This window comes from Bordetella saccharivorans, from assembly GCF_045862855.1.
In the GTDB taxonomy this organism is placed as follows: domain Bacteria; phylum Pseudomonadota; class Gammaproteobacteria; order Burkholderiales; family Burkholderiaceae_B; genus Bordetella_A; species Bordetella_A petrii_F.
Window position 1 is genome coordinate 3,555,828 of record NZ_BAAFZO010000001.1, and the last position, 16,015, is coordinate 3,571,842.

A 16,015-nucleotide genomic window follows, 5' to 3' on the forward strand; every position below is an offset into this window, starting at 1 on the left:
CGATCTGGTGAGGGGTTGACGCGCGAGGCGTTCAGGAAGGCGTGTTGCAAAACGGGTAGGCCGAGCGGTCGGCGTGGCGATACGGCAGCGTGGTCAGGTCGGCGGGCCCGTAGTCGGGCGTGTCGACGATGAGGATCTCCTGGGCCAGCGGCTCGTAGTGGTGGCGGAAATGCGTTTTCGAGCGCAGCACGATCATGTCGAAGTCGGTGGATTTCAGGCCATAGATGCGGAACGGGTCCTCGTCGACGCCGAATACATAGTTGGACGTGACGCTGACCGATATGCCGCCGACCTGCAGCAGGGCGCTCGGGCCGAGGTCGACGGGCATGCCGTGGTTCATCCGGCCCGACACCCGGAACTGCATGGGCCCGGCCTGCAGCACCCGGGCCTCGACCCGCAGGCGCGGCCCCGCGCGTTCCGACGACCAGCCGCCCAGTTCCAGGACGCCGGTGTTGCCGGCGCCGATCTCGGCGGCGCGGCGCGCCGCCCGCGGATCCATCAGGAAGGGCACGGCCGCGCCGCCGGCCCCGCGCGCCAGCAGCTCGGCCAGCACGTAGGTGGAGTCATTCATCCGGTCGGCGTGCTCCAGCAGCACGTAGGGCTTGGCGGCGGGATGCGCCAGCACGTAATCGACCGCCTGCCGCACTCCCATGACCGGCAGCGCGTGATACAGCTCGTGGCGCTGGTCGCGGATGCGGCCGCTGAGGCGCTCGGCCACCTGGCGGGCGCGGTCGGGCGCCGCGTCGGTCACGCACAATACGGAAAACCCGGTATTGGGGGCGTCCGCATAGGAAAAGCCGGCCATCACGGAGATATCCAGGTAGCCTGGCTCGGCGCTCTCCAGTTCGCGCGCCTCCGCCAGGATCCCGGCCAGGCAGGGCAGCGCCGTGGCGCTGAAAATGCTGGGCACCAGCACGCCCGGCTTGGCGATCGCCAGCGCGGGCCGCAGCTCGCCGCGCAGCGTGCGCACCAGGCAGCGCGCCGCGCGGCGGCCCGTCTCGCCCATGTCGGTATGGGGCGACTGCTGGTACGCAAAGGCGGCGTCCAGGTTGCGCAGCGTGCCGGCATCCAGGTTGCCGTGATAGTCGAACGCCACCATCAGCGGCATGCCGGGGCCGATCGCGGCGCGGACCGTGTCGATGATGTAGCGTTCCGGGTCCAGGTAGGACGGCGCCCAGGACGCGCCGTGCAGGTGCAGCAGCACGCCGTCGAGCTCGTCGCGCTGGGTCCGCAGCGCGGCCGCGATTTCCTGCGCATAGCGTTCGACTGCCTCGTCCGAGGCGGGCCCGAGCGCGCCGCGATACGCGTTGACGATGGGCGCCATCCCGGCGCCTTCCTGTTCGCAGATGTCGATGAAGCCGCCGATGACGGTATTGGTGCCGCGCAGCGCCGCGATGATGTCGGCGCCGCGCTGGCAGCCTTGTTCGAAATCGGCATAGGTGGAGACCACCGGCAGGAAACTGACCGACTCGATATGGAAACCGGCGATGGCGATGCGCATGGCTTGCCTCATTGCACGGGCAGCTTGGCCTGCTTGACCACGTCGGCCCACTTGCGGGCTTCCTGTGCGGCGTAGTCCGCCAGGGCCTGGGGCGGGCCGCCGACGATCTCCACCCCCATCTCCTGCAGCCGTTGGCGGATGGCGGGCGCTTGCAGCGCCTTGTTGAGCGCCGCATTGAGTTTCTGCACGACCTCGGCCGGCGTGCCGGGCGGGGCAACCAGGCCGCCCCAGGCGACGCTTTCGAAGCCGGGCTGCAGCGTTTCGGCGACCGTGGGCACATCGGGAAACAGCGGCGAGCGCTGCAGGCTGGTAATGGCCAGCGGCCGCAGCTTGCCGGACTGGAGATGCGGTCCGATGCTGGGCGTGTTGTCGATCAGGGCCTGCACGGTGCCGCCGATCACGTCGGTGGTGGCCGCGGGGCTGCCGCGATAGGGGACGTGCATCATGCGCAGGCCGGCGGTTTGCGCCAGCAGCTCGCCGCTCAGGTGGCCCGAGGTGCCCTGGCCGGGCGAGGCGTAGGTCACCTGGTCCGGATGCTGTTTCACATAGTCGGCGAATTCGCGCGCCGTCCGGGCCGGGACCTGCGGGTTGACGGCCAGCACATTGGACACCTTGACCAGCAGCGCGATCGGCGCAAGGCGGTCCGGGTCGTAGGGCAGCTCCTTGAAGGTGCTGCGGTTGATCGCCAGCGTGACGTTGTTGGCGTAGCCGATGGTATAGCCGTCGGGCCGCGCACGGTAGACCTCGCTGATGCCGGCGATGCCGGACGAGCCCGGCTTGTTTTCCACCACCAGCGTCTGGCCCAGGTCCTGGCCGACCTCCTGCGCCAGCAGGCGGATGATGATGTCGGGCGAGCCGCCGGCGGCGGACGGCACGACCACCTTGATCGGCCGTTGCGGATAATCCTGCGCGGCCGCGGGGGCCGCCAGCGCGGCGCACAGCAGGGCGCCGTACAACCGGGATTTCATGCTGCCGCCATGCGTGTGAGCCACGGTATTTCCCCCTTGTATCGATTCAGTGGTTGGACTGCCCTACGTAGGCCGACCAGAACACCTTGTCGGCCTGCATGCGCTCTTCGATTTCGCTCAGCCGGTTCAGCACGGCCTCGCCGCCGCGCGCGGTCAGGCGGGCGATCAGGTGTTCGGCCAGGCCGAGCAGGCCGGCGGTGGTATGGAAGAAGGAGCCCGGCCCGCGCTGCGCCGGCCGTTCGCGCACGCCGTCGCGGTCAGGGCGCCGGAACAGCAATACATGGCGCGAATGCACGGCCAGCGGCGCCAGCGTGTCGTCGGTCAGCGCGATCACGGCCACGCCCTGCTGCGCCGCCTGGCGCGCCAGCCGCACGGTGGCGGTCGGGTAGGGGGCCTGGGAAATGGCGACCAGCGCGTCGCCTTCGCGCAGGTTGTCGATGGCTTCGGCCTGCAGCCCGCCCAGGCCGTCGATGAGCATGCTGTTGCGGCGCACGAGCTGGTAGGCGTAGTGCATCTGGAAGGCGATGCCGAAGGCCGAGCGCGAACCCAGGAACCCCACTTGGCGCGCTTCCAGCAGGGTCTTGACCGCGGCGTCGAAGGCCGCCGAACTATTGAGCGAGCAGACCGACTGGATCGCCTCGGCCTGCAGGCTGGTCAGCGCATCGTGGCCCGGCTTGCCGGCGCTGCCCTCGGCGGCCTGCAGTTCGGCGGCGCGCTCGCGCAGGCTGGCAGGCCGCTCGCCGGCCAGGGCCTGTTGGAATGGCCCCCGGAATGCCTCGTAGCTGTCATAACCGGCCGCCCGCGCCAGCCGCAGCATGGTGGCCGGCGCCACCCCCACGGCCTGCGCCTGGCGGCGCATCGACCACAGGCCCACCTCGGCGGGATGGTCGACCACCCAGTGCGCCGCCCGCTGCAGTTCGGGCGACAACTGTTCCAGCAGGCTTTGCAGGCGCTGCAAGACCGGCAGGGGCGGAAAGGGCGGCGGCACGGCGGGGGAGCGAGGCGGCGAAATGGAAAAAACACATGATAAATAATGGCTTCTTCAAAAAACATATGTTTTTTGAAGACTCAGGGTAATCCTGATGGGCCAATCCCGTGCCGCGTCAAGAAGCTATTCCTCCCGGCTTTATTTCAAGCGTCCCAGAAAAGTTGATATTTTTCATCATCTTCTTGAAACATGAATTTATTTATTCACAATTCGGGGGTATTGCGGGTTGACCTGGGCTTCATGGCGGCATATTATCTGGGTAGAATCATTTGAGTAGAAATCAATCCTACTGAACTATTTTCAGTCATGAACAACGTTTCTTCGCCCGACCCGTCACAGCAGTACGATCTGCGCATCCTGCGCGCCCTGCGCCGCATCACGCGCTCGATCGCACTGCATTCGCGCCAGCTGGCGGCGGTCAGCCATATCACCGCCCCGCAGCTCATGTGCCTGCGCACCGTGATCGCCAACGGGCCGCTGACGGCGACCGCCATCAGCCGTGAAATCCATGTCAGCCCCAGCACGGTCGTGGGCATTCTCGACCGCCTGGAAGACAAGGGCCTGGTGCGCCGCGAGCGCGGCCGGGAAGACCGCCGCATCGTGTTCGTGTCGGCCACCGACGCCGGTCGCGAGCTGGCCGCGCAGGCGCCGTCGCCGCTGCAGAAGCACCTGGCCGACGCGCTCAACGCGCTGCCCGAGCTGGAGCAGGCCACCATCACGCTGGCGCTCGAACGCATCGTGACCCTCATGGAACAGGAAGGGCATGCGGTCGAGGCCCATGGCGATGTCTCGTCGCCCATTCTCGAAGTGCCCACCGGCGGCGCGCCGCCTGAATCGGGGCTGGTCGTATGAGGGGGCAAGACCTGCACACCCCCCAGCCTTCATCGGCCGTCCAGCCGGCCGCCGCTTCCCCGCGCCTGCAACTGCGGGCGCCGCGCCGCACCGACGGGGCCGCGCTGCACCGCCTGGTGTCCGAGTGCCCGCCGCTCGACGTCAATTCTCTGTACGCCTATCTGCTGCTGTGCGAGCACTTCAGCGCCACCTGCGTGGTGGCCGAAAGCGCCGGCGGCCGCATCGATGGGTTTATTTCCGCATATTTGCCGCCAGCCCGGCCCGACGTGATCTTCGTCTGGCAGGTTGCCGTGCATTCCCGCGCACGCGGCCAACGGTTGGGCCGCGCCATGCTTCGCGAGCTCTTGCAGCGCCCAGAGCTGGAGCATGTTCGTCATCTTGAAACCACGGTGGGGCCTGACAACCAGGCATCGCGCCGCACCTTCGCCGGCCTGGCCGGCGAGCTGGGCGCGCACGTCTCCGAGCAGCCGTTCTTCGACCGGCAATTGTTCGGCGGCGCCGACCATGACGACGAGATGTTGTTGAGGATAGGTCCGTTCACGCTGCCGTCCCGCCAGGGTTCGTGACCCGCGGCGGGGCGCCGGCCGGCGGCCTATCGGAACCGGGACGCAGTCTTGCCCGAATGCCCATGTGGGCGTCGGTGGCGGCTGTGTCTGTCAATTCACGAGTTGAAGGGAGGATTCTATGGACTTGAAAATCTTTGACCGGATGGAGTCGGAAGTGCGAGGCTACATCCGGTCGTTTCCGGTGATATTCAATCAGGCGCGGGGCTCCGTCCTGATCGATGAGGAAGGTGGCGAGTACATCGACTTCTTCAGCGGCGCGGGCACCTTGAATTACGGCCACAACAATCCTGTCTTCAAGGAAAAACTGCTCGAGTACCTGGAATCCGACGGCGTCGTGCATGGCCTGGACATGGCCACCAGCGCCAAGAAGCAATTCCTGGAAGCCGTCGACCGCGTGCTGCTCAAGCCGCGCAACTGGCAATACACCCTGCAGTTCACCGGGCCGACCGGCACCAATGCGGTCGAGGCGGCGCTGAAGATCGCGCGCCAGGTCAAGGGCCGTTCCAACATCATTTCCTTCACGCACGGATTCCACGGCGTCAGTGGCGGCTCGCTGGCCGCGACGGCCAACATGAAGTTCCGCGACGCGGCCGGGTACGCCCTGGGCAACACGACCTTCATGCCGTACGACGGCTATTTCGGTCCCGACGTCGACACCATCGCCTATCTCGAGCGCATGCTGGAAGACCCCAGCAGCGGCCTGGACAAGCCGGCCGGCGTGATCGTCGAGACGGTGCAGGGTGAGGGCGGCGTCAACGTCGCCACGCTGCGCTGGCTCAAAGAGCTGGAGAAGCTGTGCCGCCGCCATGACATGCTGCTGATCGTCGACGACATCCAGGTGGGTTGCGGCCGCACCGGCAGTTTCTTCAGTTTCGAGTCGGCCGGCATCCGCCCCGACATCATCACGCTGTCGAAGTCCCTGTCGGGTTTCGGCCTGCCGATGTCGCTGGTGCTGATGAAACCCGAGCTGGACATCTGGAAGCCGGGCGCGCACAGCGGCACGTTCCGCGGCAACAACCTGGCGTTCGTCACCGCCACCCAGGCGCTGGATACCTACTGGGCCAGCGATGCGTTCTCGACCGAAGTGCAGCGCAAGGAGCGGCTGGTGCGCGACTGGCTGGAGAACCTGGCCCACAGCTATCCCAACGCCGGCCTGGCCGTGCGCGGCCGCGGCCTGATCCAGGGCCTGGTGACCACCGCCGATCCGGCGCTGGCCAATCGCATCGCGCACCAGGCGTTCAAGCGCGGCGTCGTCATCGAGACGTCGGGGGCACAGGACGAGGTGCTGAAGCTGCTGCCGGCGCTGACCATCGAGGACGATCTGCTGGCCCGCGGCCTGGAGACCATCGAGGCCGCCGTCGCCGAGGCGCTGGGTGAAAGTGGGCAGTCCGCCCGTGTTCTGAAATTTGGAGGAAAACGTCGATGATCGTACGCAATGTGAAAGATGTGATCGGGACCAAGGACGAGGTCCGTACCGACACCTGGGTCAGCCGCCGCGTGCTGCTGAAAAAGGACGGCATGGGATTCTCGTTCCACGAGACCACCATTTTTCCCGGCGGACGCACGCACATCCACTACAAGAACCATCTTGAAGCGGTCTGGTGCATCGAAGGCGACGGTTCCATCGAAACGGTCGCCGACGGTAAGAAATACGAGCTGGGACCGGGCGTTGTGTACGCCCTGAACGAAAACGACGAGCACTGGCTGTGCGGCGGCAAGGAGCCGCTGCGCGTCATCTGCGTGTTCAACCCGCCGCTGACCGGCCAGGAAGTGCACGACGCCGATGGCGTCTACGCGCTGCCGGTCGAAGAGCAAGCGGCCTGAGAACAAGGAGTCTGAATATGATCTCACCTGCCCAGGATCCGTACGCCTCGCGTACGGATCGCAGTTCCGCCATCATCGCCCGCCAGGATCCCGTGGTCTACGGCGAAGGCAAGTACGCCGATGCCTTGTCCGCAGACCAGGTGCAGTCCTACGACCGCGACGGCTTCCTGCTGCTGGAAAACGTGTTTACCGAGGCCGAGGTGCAGGCCCTGGTCGCCGAGGTCGAGCGCATGACGCGCGACCCGGCCATCGTGCGCCGCGAAGAGGCCATCACCGAGCCGGGCAGCAACGCCGTGCGCTCGATCTTCATGGTGCACGTGCTCAATCCCATGCTGGCCCGCCTGACCCGCGATCCGCGGCTGGCCAATGTGGCGCGCCAACTGCTCGGCTCGGAAGTGTATATCCACCAGTCGCGCGCCAATATGAAGCCCGGCTTCAAGGGCAAAGAGTTCTACTGGCACTCGGACTTCGAGACCTGGCACGTGGAAGACGGCATGCCCGCCATGCGCGCGCTGAGCTGCTCGGTGCTGCTGAGCGACAACAACGAATGCAACGGCCCGCTGATGCTGGTGCCGGGTTCGCACCGCCAGTTCATCTCGTGCGTGGGCGAAACCCCGCGCGACCACTACAAGCAGTCGCTGAAGAAACAGGAATACGGCGTGCCCGACCCGGTCAGCCTGCAGCTGCTGGTGGAGCAGGGCGGCATCCGCACCATGATGGCGAAGGCCGGCTCGGTGGTGTTCTTCGACTGCAACACCATGCACGGCTCCAACAGCAATATCTCGCCGTGGCCGCGCGCCAATGTCTTCATGGTCTACAACAGCATGGAGAACACGCTCAATCCGCCCAAGTACGGGCTGGACCCGCGTCCGGAGCACATTGCCACGCGCAAGGCCTTCAAGGCCGTCACGCCGCTGGACAAGCTCAAGCTGGTCGAATAGGGCGCATTGGCGCCATGGCCCGCCAGGCGGGCCGCCAGACCCCGGGAGTTCCTCCCGGGGTTTTTTTGCCGGCAGTTCTGTACGTACAGGTTGTACGTATCGTTGTACACTGCAGGTTTTCGACCACCCGGATCGTCCGGAATCCCCCACGTGGCCTGGCGGCCCTTTATCTTTCAATAAAAGCTCCTGGAGACACCCATGAACTCCGACGTTTCCCGCTTCCCCATGTACTCGGCCATGATGAAAGTGCCGGGCGGCCTGATGCTGTTGCCGCTCATCCTCGGGTCGATCCTCGGCACTTTCGCTCCCGATGCGCTGGCCATCGGCGGGTTCACCACGGCGCTGTTCAAGAACAGCGCGCTGCCGCTGATCGCGCTGCTGATCTTCGCCACCGGCACGCAGGTGAATATGCGCACGGGCGGCCCGATCCTGGCCACGGCGGGCACCATCCTGCTGATGAAGACGCTGGTGCCGGCCACGCTGATCGTGCTGCTGGGCAGCTTCGTCGGCCTGGACGGCGTGCTCGGCGTATCGATCCTGGCGATGCTGGCGGCCTTCGACAACAGCAATGGCGGCCTGTGGCTGGCCTATACCGGCCAGTATGGCGACGGCCGCGACCGCGGCGCCTACGTGGCCAGCGCCGTGAACGACGGGCCGTTCTTCAGCCTGCTGTTCCTGGGCGCCTCGGGCCTGGCCGACATCCCCGTGACGGCGCTGGTGGCCGCGCTGGTGCCGTTCCTGCTGGGCGTGCTGGTGGGCAACCTGGACGTGCAGTGGCGCAACGTGCTCAAGCCCGTGCCCAACATCGTCATCCCGTTCTTCGCGTTTGCGCTGGGCACCGGCATCAACCTGGGCGCGGTGGTCTCGGGCGGCGTCACCGGGTTGATCCTGGGTCTGCTGATCAGCCCCATCACCGGCGCCCTGGTGTACCTGGGCTATCGCTACATCCTGCGGCGCGGCGGCAAGAGCGGCATCGGCTTTGCCGCCGGCACCACGGCGGGCAATGCCATCGCCACGCCTGCGGTGGTGGCCGCCGCCGACCCGACCTTCCAGCAGTACGTTAGCACCGCGACCGCGCAGGTGGCCGCGTGCGTGCTGATCAGTTCGATCCTGGCGCCGGTGCTGGCTTCGTACTTCCTGAAGCGGGCCGGCGAACTCAAGCCGGCCGATGACGTGGCCGTGCCGCTCGACGGCGGCGAGCAGCCGGCCGAGGCGAGGGTCTGACCGTGGCGCCGTTCATCGCCATCGTCGCCGACGACCTGACCGGTTCGGGCGATACCGCCGTGCAGTTCGTGCGCGCCGGGTGGCAGACGCAATTGTCGGTGGGGCGGGCCGGGCAGGCCCTGGCCGATCCGGCCGCCCGCCGCGCGGAAGTCATTGCCGTCACGACCCACAGCCGGCCCTTGCCGGCGCCCGAGGCGGCCGCCGTGGTGCGCGACGACGTGGCGGCCCTGCGCGCCGCCGGCGTGCGCCGGCTGTACAAGAAAGTGGATTCGACGCTGCGCGGCGCCTTCCGGGCCGAGGTCGACGCGGCGCGCCAGGCTTGGCGCGACGACGCGATTGCCGTCGTATGCCCGGCTTTTCCCGCCACCGGACGCACGGTGCGCGGCGGCGTCCTCTACGTGGATGGGCGGCCGGTCACCGAGACCTCGGCGGCTACCGATCCCGTCACCCCGGTCACCGAGAGCCATATCCCGACCTTGCTGGGCGGCGCGCAGCTCGAGGCGATCGACGACGGCGAAACCGCCGCGGCGCTGGCCGCGCGCATCCAGCAGGCCGGAGCCGTGGTGGTGGTCGACGCCGCCACGCCGGCAGATATCGAGCGCCTGGCCTGCGCCATTGCGCTGATCGGCGAACGGGCGCTGCCGGTGGGTTCCGGCGGCCTGGCCGCGCCGCTGGCGCGCCTCTGGGCCGGCGCCGAATCGCGCGGTCCGGTGGTCGTGGTCGTGACCTCGCAGCACAGCGCCGCACGCCGGCAGGCCGCCGCGTTGCAGGCGGCCGGCGCGCAAGTCTGGTCGCCCACGTTGGCGCAATTGGCCGACGATGCGGCCTGGCGCGCCTGGTGCGACGCCGTGCGCGGCAGCGCGCCCGGCGCCGAAACGGCCGCGACGCTCTTGCTGCTGGCGCCGGAAGGGCGGCTGGCCGGATTGGACTCGGACACGGTCGCGGCGCGCCTGGGCGGCCTGGCCGGGCAACTGATCGAGGCCGGCGGCTGCGCCGGCGTGGTGGCCACCGGCGGCGATGGCGCCAGCGCGGTGCTGGCCGCCGTGCAGGCCGGCGGCATTGCACTGGTGGACGAGGTCACCGGGGGCGTGCCGCTCGGCACGCTGACCGGCGGGCCGGCCGCCGGACTGCCCATCGTGACCAAGGCCGGCGGCTTCGGCGCCGACGACGTATTGATCCGGGCCGCGCGCGCGGTCCGGGAACGGAGATTCACATCATGACGCAAGACCCCCGTATTCCCACTCTGGCCGTGACGCTGGGCGATGTCGCCGGCATCGGGCCCGAGATCACGGCCAAGATGTTGCTCGGCCATGACGACTTGCGCCAGCGCGCGCGCCTGGTCGTGGTCGGCGATGCCGCCGCGCTGCGCAAGGCCGTGCAGGCGCTCGGAGCCGACCCGGCGCAAGTGCGCGTGGTCGAGGGCCCTGAACAGGTCCGCAATGCGCCGGGCACCATCGAAGTCATCCAGGCCGGACCCTCGCTCGAGCACGTGCCCCTGGGCGAGCTCAGTGCCGATGCCGGCGATGGCTCGGTGCGCTTCGTCACCACGGCCTGCGCGCTGGCCCGCGAGGGCCGCATCGACGGCATCGTGACCGCGCCGCTGAACAAGGCCGCCATGCACATGGCGGGCCACAAGTGGCCGGGGCACACCGAACTGCTGGCGCACGAGTTCGGCGTGAAGACCTTCTCGCTGGTGCTGTCGGCGGGCGAGCTGTACATCTTCCATGCCACCACGCACGTGTCGCTGCGCCAGGCCATCGATGACGTGACGCCGCAGCGCATGCGCGCCGTGCTGCGCCTGGCGGGCTCGTTCGCGCGCGCGCTGGGCCGCGGCGACGAGCCGGTGGCGGTCGCCGGCCTCAATCCGCATGCCGGCGAGAACGGCATTTTCGGCAGCGAGGATGCCGACATCCTGGCCCCGGCGGTGGCCGAGGCCAATGCGGCCGGCATCCGGGCCGCCGGCCCGATCCCCGCCGACGCGCTGTTCCCGCAGGCGGTGCGAGGCAAATGGAAGTTCGTCATCGCTTGCTACCATGACCAGGGCCATGCGCCGTTCAAGTCGGTCTACGGCGACGACGGCGTCAACATCACCGTGGGCTTGCCGGTAGTGCGGGTGTCGGTCGACCATGGCACGGCGTTCGACATCGCCGGGCAGGGCGTGGCGCGCGAGGAAAGCCTGGTCCTGGCGGCTGAACGCGCCGCCCACCTGGCCCCCGGCTGGTCGCATGTATGGGAAACTGCGCGCTCCACCACCGGAGACTGATTTCCATGGCGTCGTCCGCCAGCACCGTCGCATCGCTGGATCGTTCCAGCGCCCATCCCCTGCATGCGCAAGTCGCCCAGGCCCTGCGCCGCGATATCGGCGGACGACGCCTGGCGCCCGGCACCGCGCTGCCCAGCGAGGCGGCCCTGTGCCGTCAGTTCGGGGTGGCGCGCAGCGTGGTGCGGCAGGCCCTGGCGGCCCTGGTGGCCGAAGGAGTCATCCAGCGCGAGCCCGGCCGCGCACCCACCGTGGCGCCGCCGCTCGAGCACCATCGCATGGTGCAGCGCTCCACCGGCCTGTTCGAGCAGTTCGCCAGCATCGGCACGGCGCTGCGCACCCGGGTCCTGCGCTGCGAGCCCGCGGCGGCGCCGCCCGATATCGCCGCCTTCTTCGGCACGGCCGATGCCTTGCTGCTGGAGCGCCTGCGCAGCGTCGACGACGAAACGCTGGCCTTCGTGCGCACATGGCTGCCGCGCGCCCGCCTGCCTGGCCTGGCCGCCGAACACCTGCATGATGCTTCGCTGCATCGCACGCTGGCGCAGCGCTTCGGCCTGCATCCCGGGCGCGGGCGCAACCGCATCCGGGCCGTGGGGGCGGACGCCGTCCTGGCGCGCGCGCTGGACGTGGCGCCCGGCAGCCCGCTGCTGATGCTGGAAGGGCAGGGCTTCGACCAGGACGGCCGCCCGCTCGAGTGGTTCACTACCTGGCATCGCGCCGAGAAACTGGTGTTCGACGTGGATGTCAGTCCGGCCGGCGAACAGATACAGCCGGCCTTGCCGGATGCGCCAGCCGGCTTCCAGCCGGACGCCTCGCTGGAGGCCGTCGAGCAGGCGCTGTGCACGGCGCTCGACCAGGTGCGCCGCCTGCGCGGCAAGGCCTAGCCAGCGCCGGCGACGGAGCCTGCCAGCCCGCACCGGCGCCAGCGCGCTCGATAGCGGATGCTATGCTTTGGCGCCTTCCTCCGATTGCATTGCCGCCATGACCGCCCGCATCGTCAGCCTGCACATCTATCCGATCAAATCCTGCGCCGGCATCGACCTGGCCGAATCGCCCATCGACCGCGCCGGGCTGGCCGGCGACCGCCGCTGGATGATTCTCACCGCCCAGGGCCAGTTCATGACCCAGCGCCAGTGGCCCGCCATGGCGCTGATCCGTCCCGCCTTTACGGCCGATGCCCTGGAGCTGCACGCGCCCGGCGTGCCGGCCCTGCGCGTGCCGCTCGATGGTTCGCAACTGGGCGCCGCCGTCCGCGCAGTCACCGTATGGAAGGACAGCGTGCCCGCGCGCCAGGAGAGCGCCGAGGCCGCCGCCTGGCTCAGCCGCGTGCTGGGGATCGACTGCGTGCTGGTCAAGCTGGACGCACAAGCCCGTCGACCCGCCAGGCCGGAATGGGTGGACCGCTGGCGCGGCAATCATGCCGAGCTGGCCGGGCATTTCGCGGGCGACCACGTGTTCGGCTTCGCCGACGGGTTCCCGCTGCTGGTCACCAACCAGGCTTCGCTCGATGACCTCAACACGCGCCTGGCGGCGCGCGGCGAGCCGGCCGTGCCCATGAACCGCTTTCGCCCGAACATCGTCATCGAGGGCGAATGGGAGGCCTACGAGGAAGACCATACCGCGATGGTATCGGTGGGGGATGTCCGCCTGGCCTTCGTCAAGCCCTGTACGCGCTGCCCCATGCCCAACATCGACCAGCGCACGGGAGAACGCTACGAAGAGCCGGGCCGCACGCTGGCGGGCTACCGCCAGATGGAAATCGGCGTGGTGTTCGGCCAGAACGCCATTGTCGCCGCGCCATCCGGCGCGCGCCTGCGCGCCGGCGACGCGGTCGACATCGAGCTGGATTTCTGACGCCCGCCGGCCCCAATGGCCGCAGGCTCAGGAGGACAGCTTCAGGCCGATCAGGCCCGCGGCGATCAGCAGCACGCTGATCACCCGCATGGCGCTCATGCTTTCGCCGAACAGCACGATGCCGGCCACGAAGGCGCCCAGCGCGCCGATGCCCACCCAGACGGCATAGGCCGTGCCGAGCGGCAGGCTTTTCATCGCGAGCGACAGCAGCCAGAAGCTGATGATCATGCCGACCAGGGTGATCAGCGAGGGAACCAGGCGGGTGAAGCCGTGGGTGTATTTCAGGCCGACGGCCCACACCACTTCGAACAAGCCCGCCAATACAAGAATGATCCAGGTCATGGAATGCCCCATTTCAGGAAAGGCCGGCGCGTGGCCGGCGATATGGGGCCGTCCCCGGGAAGTACAGCCGCCGGCACTGGCCGGCACGCGGCGCCAGGCCGTCCCGGCGCCTCAAAGATTATAGAATAGGAGATTGACTGCCGGGTACGGCCGCTTGTCCGTCGGCCGCCGCACCGGCCACGCGCATTTTTCACAAGGTCGTACTCATGAGTTTTCAGGTCACCGTACAACCCAGCCAGCATCAGTTTCCGGTCGAGGCCGGCCAGACGGTGCTCGACGCCGCCCTGGCGGCCGGCATCGTGCTGCCCTACAGCTGCCGCAATGGCGCTTGCTCCACCTGCAAGGGCAAGGTCGTCTCCGGCACGGTCGAGGCCGGCGAATATCCCGCGCAGATCCTCTCACCCGAAGAGCTCGCGCAGGGCTATACGCTGTTCTGCCAGGCGCAGCCGCAGTCCGACCTGGTCATCGAGTCGACCGAGGTCCGGCTGGCCAGCGACATCCAGATCCGCAAGCTGCCGGCGCGCGTGCAGGCGCTCGACCTCGCGGCGCCCGACGTCACCGTGCTGCGCCTGCAACTGCCGGCGGCCGAGCCGTTCCGCTACTACGCGGGCCAGTACATCGAGGTCATCCTCAAGGACGGCAAGCGCCGCAGCTATTCCATGGCCGGCGCGCCGCACACCGGCAGCCCGCTCGAGCTGCACATCCGCCACATGCCGGGCGGGGTCTTCACCGACCACGTCTTCGGGGCCGGCGATACGCAGATGAAAGTGCGCGAAATCCTGCGCCTGGAAGGGCCGTTCGGTTCGTTCTTCCTGCGCGAAGACAGCGACAAGCCCATCGTGCTGCTGGCCAGCGGCACCGGGTTCGCCCCCGTCAAGGCCATCGTCGAGCACATGGCCCATCATGGCATCCGCCGGCCGGTCGCCCTGTATTGGGGCGGGCGGCGCCCGCGCGATCTCTACATGCACGAACTGGCGCAATCGTGGGCGCAGTCGCTGCCCGACTTCCGCTACGTGCCGGTCGTCTCGGACGGCCTGCCCGAAGACGGCTGGACCGGCCGCACCGGCTTCGTGCACGAAGCCGTGTTGCAGGACCTGCCCGACCTTTCCGGCTACCAGGTGTATGCCTGCGGCGCCCCGCCCATGGTCGACGCCGCGCGCCGCGAATTCTCCGCCCAGTGCGGGCTGCCGCCGGAAGAGTTCTACGCGGACGCGTTCACCTCCGAGGCCGACCTGGCCCGGGTGGGCGCCTGAGCCGGCGCGGGCCGGCCAAGCCGTCGGGAAACCTTCCGGTGCAAATGGATACCCCCCCTTTGTTTATGTCATAGGCGAGGGCCGGGCGGCGCAGTAAACTGCCGCACCGACATCTCGATCGGATCGAGCCGCGACAGCAGGGGGGCCGCCCGCTGCAGCCGGCGGCGCAAGGAGCAAGGCGCGCATGAAAGTAGCGGTATTGGGTAGCGGCATCATCGGCATTTCCAGCGCCTGGTGGCTACGCCAGGCCGGCCACGATGTCGTGGTGGTCGACCGCCGCCCCGGCCCGGCCCAGGAAACCAGCCTGGCCAACGGCGGCCAGATTTCCGTCTCGTACGCCGAGCCGTGGGCCAATCCCCAGGCGCCGTTCAAGCTGCTCAAATGGATGTTCCAGGACGACGCTCCGCTGCTGTTCCGTCCCCAGCTCGATTGGCGCCAATGGGCATGGGGGCTGGCATTCCTGCGCGAATGCCTGCCCGGCCGCCTGGCGCCCAATATCCGCGCCATGGTGCGCCTGGCCGAATACAGCCGCGCCACGCTGCAGGCCCTGCGCGCCGAGCTGGCCATCCCCTACGATCACCTCGAGCGCGGCATCCTGAATTTCTATCGCGATCCGCACGAATTCGAAACCTCGCAGAAGGCCGCCGGCCTGATGCGCGATTTCGGCGTCGAGCGCCGCGTGATCGGCACCGACGAGGTCATCGCCATCGAGCCCGCCCTGGCGCCGCATCGCGCCACCATCGTCGGCGGCGACTACACGCCCGAAGACGAAAGCGGCGACGTCCACCTGTTCGCCGCCGGGCTGGCCAGCCGCTGCGAGGCGGCCGGTGTCGAATTTCTCTATGAAACCACCGCTACCCGCCTGGTCGGCCAGGGCGGGCAAGTGCAAGCCCTGGAAGTCATCCAGCCCGACGGGCGCTTCGGCCGCATCTCGGCCGACGCCTACGTGGTCGCGCTGGGCAGCTTCAGCCCCCGCCTGGTGCGGCCGCTGGGCGTGCCCTGCAACGTCTATCCGGCCAAGGGCTATTCGGCCACCTTCATGGTGCGCGATCCGGCACGCGCGCCTTCGGTGAGCCTGACCGACAGCAGCCACAAGGTGGTGTTCTCGCGGCTCGGCGACCGCCTGCGCATGGCGGGCACCGCCGAACTCTCCGGCTATTCGCGCGCGCTGAATGCCGGCCGCTGCGAATCCCTGACGCGCCTGGCGCGCGAACTGTTTCCCGACGCGCTCGACTTCGAGAGCGTCAGTTATTGGTCGGGGTTGCGCCCGTCCACCCCTTCGAACGTGCCTCTCATCGGTCGCACCCGCATTTCCAACCTGTACCTGAATACAGGCCACGGTACGCTGGGCTGGACCATGGGGGCAGGTTCGGGCCGGGCCCTGGCCGATCTGCTCAGCGGACGCAAGCCGGAGCCCGATTTTCCTTTTCTTGGTCTGTGAA

General features: G+C 68.5%; 16 protein-coding genes. 12 read left to right on the forward strand and 4 right to left on the reverse strand.

The features are described from left to right. Positions 1 to 31 precede the first annotated feature (31 nt). The 3 genes from ACKTT0_RS16940 to ACKTT0_RS16950 are packed head-to-tail and all read right to left on the reverse strand — an operon-like array spanning position 32 to position 3,457. The gene (locus ACKTT0_RS16940) at positions 32 to 1,501 is read right to left on the reverse strand and encodes a M81 family metallopeptidase (RefSeq protein ID WP_407850977.1); all 1,470 of its coding nucleotides are present in this window, start codon (positions 1,499 to 1,501) and stop codon (positions 32 to 34) included. A gap of 8 nt (positions 1,502 to 1,509) precedes the next feature. Continuing rightward, positions 1,510 to 2,469: a Bug family tripartite tricarboxylate transporter substrate binding protein gene (locus ACKTT0_RS16945; RefSeq protein ID WP_407850978.1), complete on the reverse strand. Its 960-nt coding sequence runs from the start codon at positions 2,467 to 2,469 to the stop codon at positions 1,510 to 1,512. 46 nt (positions 2,470 to 2,515) lie between these two features. Then, positions 2,516 to 3,457, reverse strand: a complete 942-nt coding sequence (locus ACKTT0_RS16950) for a MurR/RpiR family transcriptional regulator (protein ID WP_407850979.1) — start codon at positions 3,455 to 3,457, stop codon at positions 2,516 to 2,518. A gap of 306 nt (positions 3,458 to 3,763) precedes the next feature. Here ACKTT0_RS16950 and ACKTT0_RS16955 point away from each other — a divergent pair, with 306 nt between their 5' ends. The 10 genes from ACKTT0_RS16955 to ACKTT0_RS17000 all read left to right on the forward strand — a co-directional run bounded on the left by ACKTT0_RS16955 (position 3,764) and on the right by ACKTT0_RS17000 (position 12,978). Then, on the forward strand, positions 3,764 to 4,309 hold the full coding sequence (locus ACKTT0_RS16955) for a MarR family winged helix-turn-helix transcriptional regulator (RefSeq protein WP_028353560.1): 546 nt from the start codon (positions 3,764 to 3,766) through the stop codon (positions 4,307 to 4,309). Continuing rightward, complete coding sequence (gene ectA / locus ACKTT0_RS16960) at positions 4,306 to 4,875, forward strand: diaminobutyrate acetyltransferase (protein WP_407850980.1); 570 nt, start codon at positions 4,306 to 4,308, stop codon at positions 4,873 to 4,875. The genes ACKTT0_RS16955 and ectA overlap by 4 nt, the downstream gene beginning before the upstream one ends. A 118-nt stretch (positions 4,876 to 4,993) precedes the next feature. Next, complete coding sequence (gene ectB / locus ACKTT0_RS16965; RefSeq protein ID WP_028353558.1) at positions 4,994 to 6,301, forward strand: diaminobutyrate--2-oxoglutarate transaminase; 1,308 nt, start codon at positions 4,994 to 4,996, stop codon at positions 6,299 to 6,301. Further along, entirely contained in the window at positions 6,298 to 6,699 is a 402-nt protein-coding gene (locus ACKTT0_RS16970; RefSeq protein ID WP_407850981.1) for an ectoine synthase, read from the forward strand. Before ectB ends, ACKTT0_RS16970 begins: the two co-directional genes overlap by 4 nt. 17 nt (positions 6,700 to 6,716) lie before the next feature. Further along, positions 6,717 to 7,640, forward strand: coding sequence for an ectoine hydroxylase (thpD, locus tag ACKTT0_RS16975; protein ID WP_407850982.1), 924 nt, complete (start codon positions 6,717 to 6,719; stop codon positions 7,638 to 7,640). Between the two features lie 198 nt (positions 7,641 to 7,838). Next, on the forward strand, positions 7,839 to 8,864 hold the full coding sequence (locus ACKTT0_RS16980; RefSeq protein ID WP_407850983.1) for a 2-keto-3-deoxygluconate permease: 1,026 nt from the start codon (positions 7,839 to 7,841) through the stop codon (positions 8,862 to 8,864). Positions 8,865 to 8,866: 2 nt separating this feature from the next. After that, entirely contained in the window at positions 8,867 to 10,084 is a 1,218-nt protein-coding gene (gene dtnK, locus ACKTT0_RS16985) for a D-threonate kinase (RefSeq protein ID WP_407850984.1), read from the forward strand. Further along, on the forward strand, positions 10,081 to 11,127 hold the full coding sequence (gene pdxA, locus ACKTT0_RS16990; RefSeq protein WP_407850985.1) for a 4-hydroxythreonine-4-phosphate dehydrogenase PdxA: 1,047 nt from the start codon (positions 10,081 to 10,083) through the stop codon (positions 11,125 to 11,127). The genes dtnK and pdxA overlap by 4 nt, the downstream gene beginning before the upstream one ends. A gap of 5 nt (positions 11,128 to 11,132) precedes the next feature. Continuing rightward, the gene (locus ACKTT0_RS16995; RefSeq protein WP_407850986.1) at positions 11,133 to 12,008 is read left to right on the forward strand and encodes a GntR family transcriptional regulator; all 876 of its coding nucleotides are present in this window, start codon (positions 11,133 to 11,135) and stop codon (positions 12,006 to 12,008) included. 97 nt (positions 12,009 to 12,105) lie between these two features. Next, positions 12,106 to 12,978, forward strand: a complete 873-nt coding sequence (locus tag ACKTT0_RS17000; RefSeq protein WP_407850987.1) for an MOSC domain-containing protein — start codon at positions 12,106 to 12,108, stop codon at positions 12,976 to 12,978. A gap of 27 nt (positions 12,979 to 13,005) precedes the next feature. On the opposite strand, the gene sugE is transcribed toward ACKTT0_RS17000, so the two are convergent. Continuing rightward, positions 13,006 to 13,320: a quaternary ammonium compound efflux SMR transporter SugE gene (gene sugE, locus ACKTT0_RS17005; RefSeq protein WP_407850988.1), complete on the reverse strand. Its 315-nt coding sequence runs from the start codon at positions 13,318 to 13,320 to the stop codon at positions 13,006 to 13,008. Between the two features lie 206 nt (positions 13,321 to 13,526). On the opposite strand from sugE, the gene ACKTT0_RS17010 reads away from it, so the two are divergent. Both ACKTT0_RS17010 and ACKTT0_RS17015 read left to right on the forward strand, forming a co-directional pair. After that, on the forward strand, positions 13,527 to 14,573 hold the full coding sequence (locus ACKTT0_RS17010) for a CDP-6-deoxy-delta-3,4-glucoseen reductase (RefSeq protein WP_407850989.1): 1,047 nt from the start codon (positions 13,527 to 13,529) through the stop codon (positions 14,571 to 14,573). A 184-nt stretch (positions 14,574 to 14,757) separates the two neighbouring features. Further along, positions 14,758 to 16,014 (forward strand): D-amino acid dehydrogenase, encoded by a 1,257-nt coding sequence (locus ACKTT0_RS17015; protein ID WP_407850990.1) that lies wholly within the window; start codon positions 14,758 to 14,760, stop codon positions 16,012 to 16,014. Position 16,015: the final 1 nt, after the last annotated feature.

Excerpts from the sequence above, each read along its gene's own strand:
- ACKTT0_RS16940 (WP_407850977.1), bottom strand. The coding sequence starts at position 1,501 with ATGCGCATCGCCATCGCCGGTTTCCATATCGAGTCGGTCAGTTTCCTG.
- ACKTT0_RS16945 (WP_407850978.1), bottom strand. The coding sequence starts at position 2,469 with ATGAAATCCCGGTTGTACGGCGCCCTGCTGTGCGCCGCGCTGGCGGCC.
- ACKTT0_RS16955 (WP_028353560.1), top strand. The coding sequence starts at position 3,764 with ATGAACAACGTTTCTTCGCCCGACCCGTCACAGCAGTACGATCTGCGC.
- ectA (WP_407850980.1), top strand. The coding sequence starts at position 4,306 with ATGAGGGGGCAAGACCTGCACACCCCCCAGCCTTCATCGGCCGTCCAG.
- ectB (WP_028353558.1), top strand. The coding sequence starts at position 4,994 with ATGGACTTGAAAATCTTTGACCGGATGGAGTCGGAAGTGCGAGGCTAC.
- ACKTT0_RS16970 (WP_407850981.1), top strand. The coding sequence starts at position 6,298 with ATGATCGTACGCAATGTGAAAGATGTGATCGGGACCAAGGACGAGGTC.
- thpD (WP_407850982.1), top strand. The coding sequence starts at position 6,717 with ATGATCTCACCTGCCCAGGATCCGTACGCCTCGCGTACGGATCGCAGT.
- ACKTT0_RS16980 (WP_407850983.1), top strand. The coding sequence starts at position 7,839 with ATGAACTCCGACGTTTCCCGCTTCCCCATGTACTCGGCCATGATGAAA.
- pdxA (WP_407850985.1), top strand. The coding sequence starts at position 10,081 with ATGACGCAAGACCCCCGTATTCCCACTCTGGCCGTGACGCTGGGCGAT.
- ACKTT0_RS16995 (WP_407850986.1), top strand. The coding sequence starts at position 11,133 with ATGGCGTCGTCCGCCAGCACCGTCGCATCGCTGGATCGTTCCAGCGCC.
- ACKTT0_RS17000 (WP_407850987.1), top strand. The coding sequence starts at position 12,106 with ATGACCGCCCGCATCGTCAGCCTGCACATCTATCCGATCAAATCCTGC.
- sugE (WP_407850988.1), bottom strand. The coding sequence starts at position 13,320 with ATGACCTGGATCATTCTTGTATTGGCGGGCTTGTTCGAAGTGGTGTGG.
- ACKTT0_RS17010 (WP_407850989.1), top strand. The coding sequence starts at position 13,527 with ATGAGTTTTCAGGTCACCGTACAACCCAGCCAGCATCAGTTTCCGGTC.
- ACKTT0_RS17015 (WP_407850990.1), top strand. The coding sequence starts at position 14,758 with ATGAAAGTAGCGGTATTGGGTAGCGGCATCATCGGCATTTCCAGCGCC.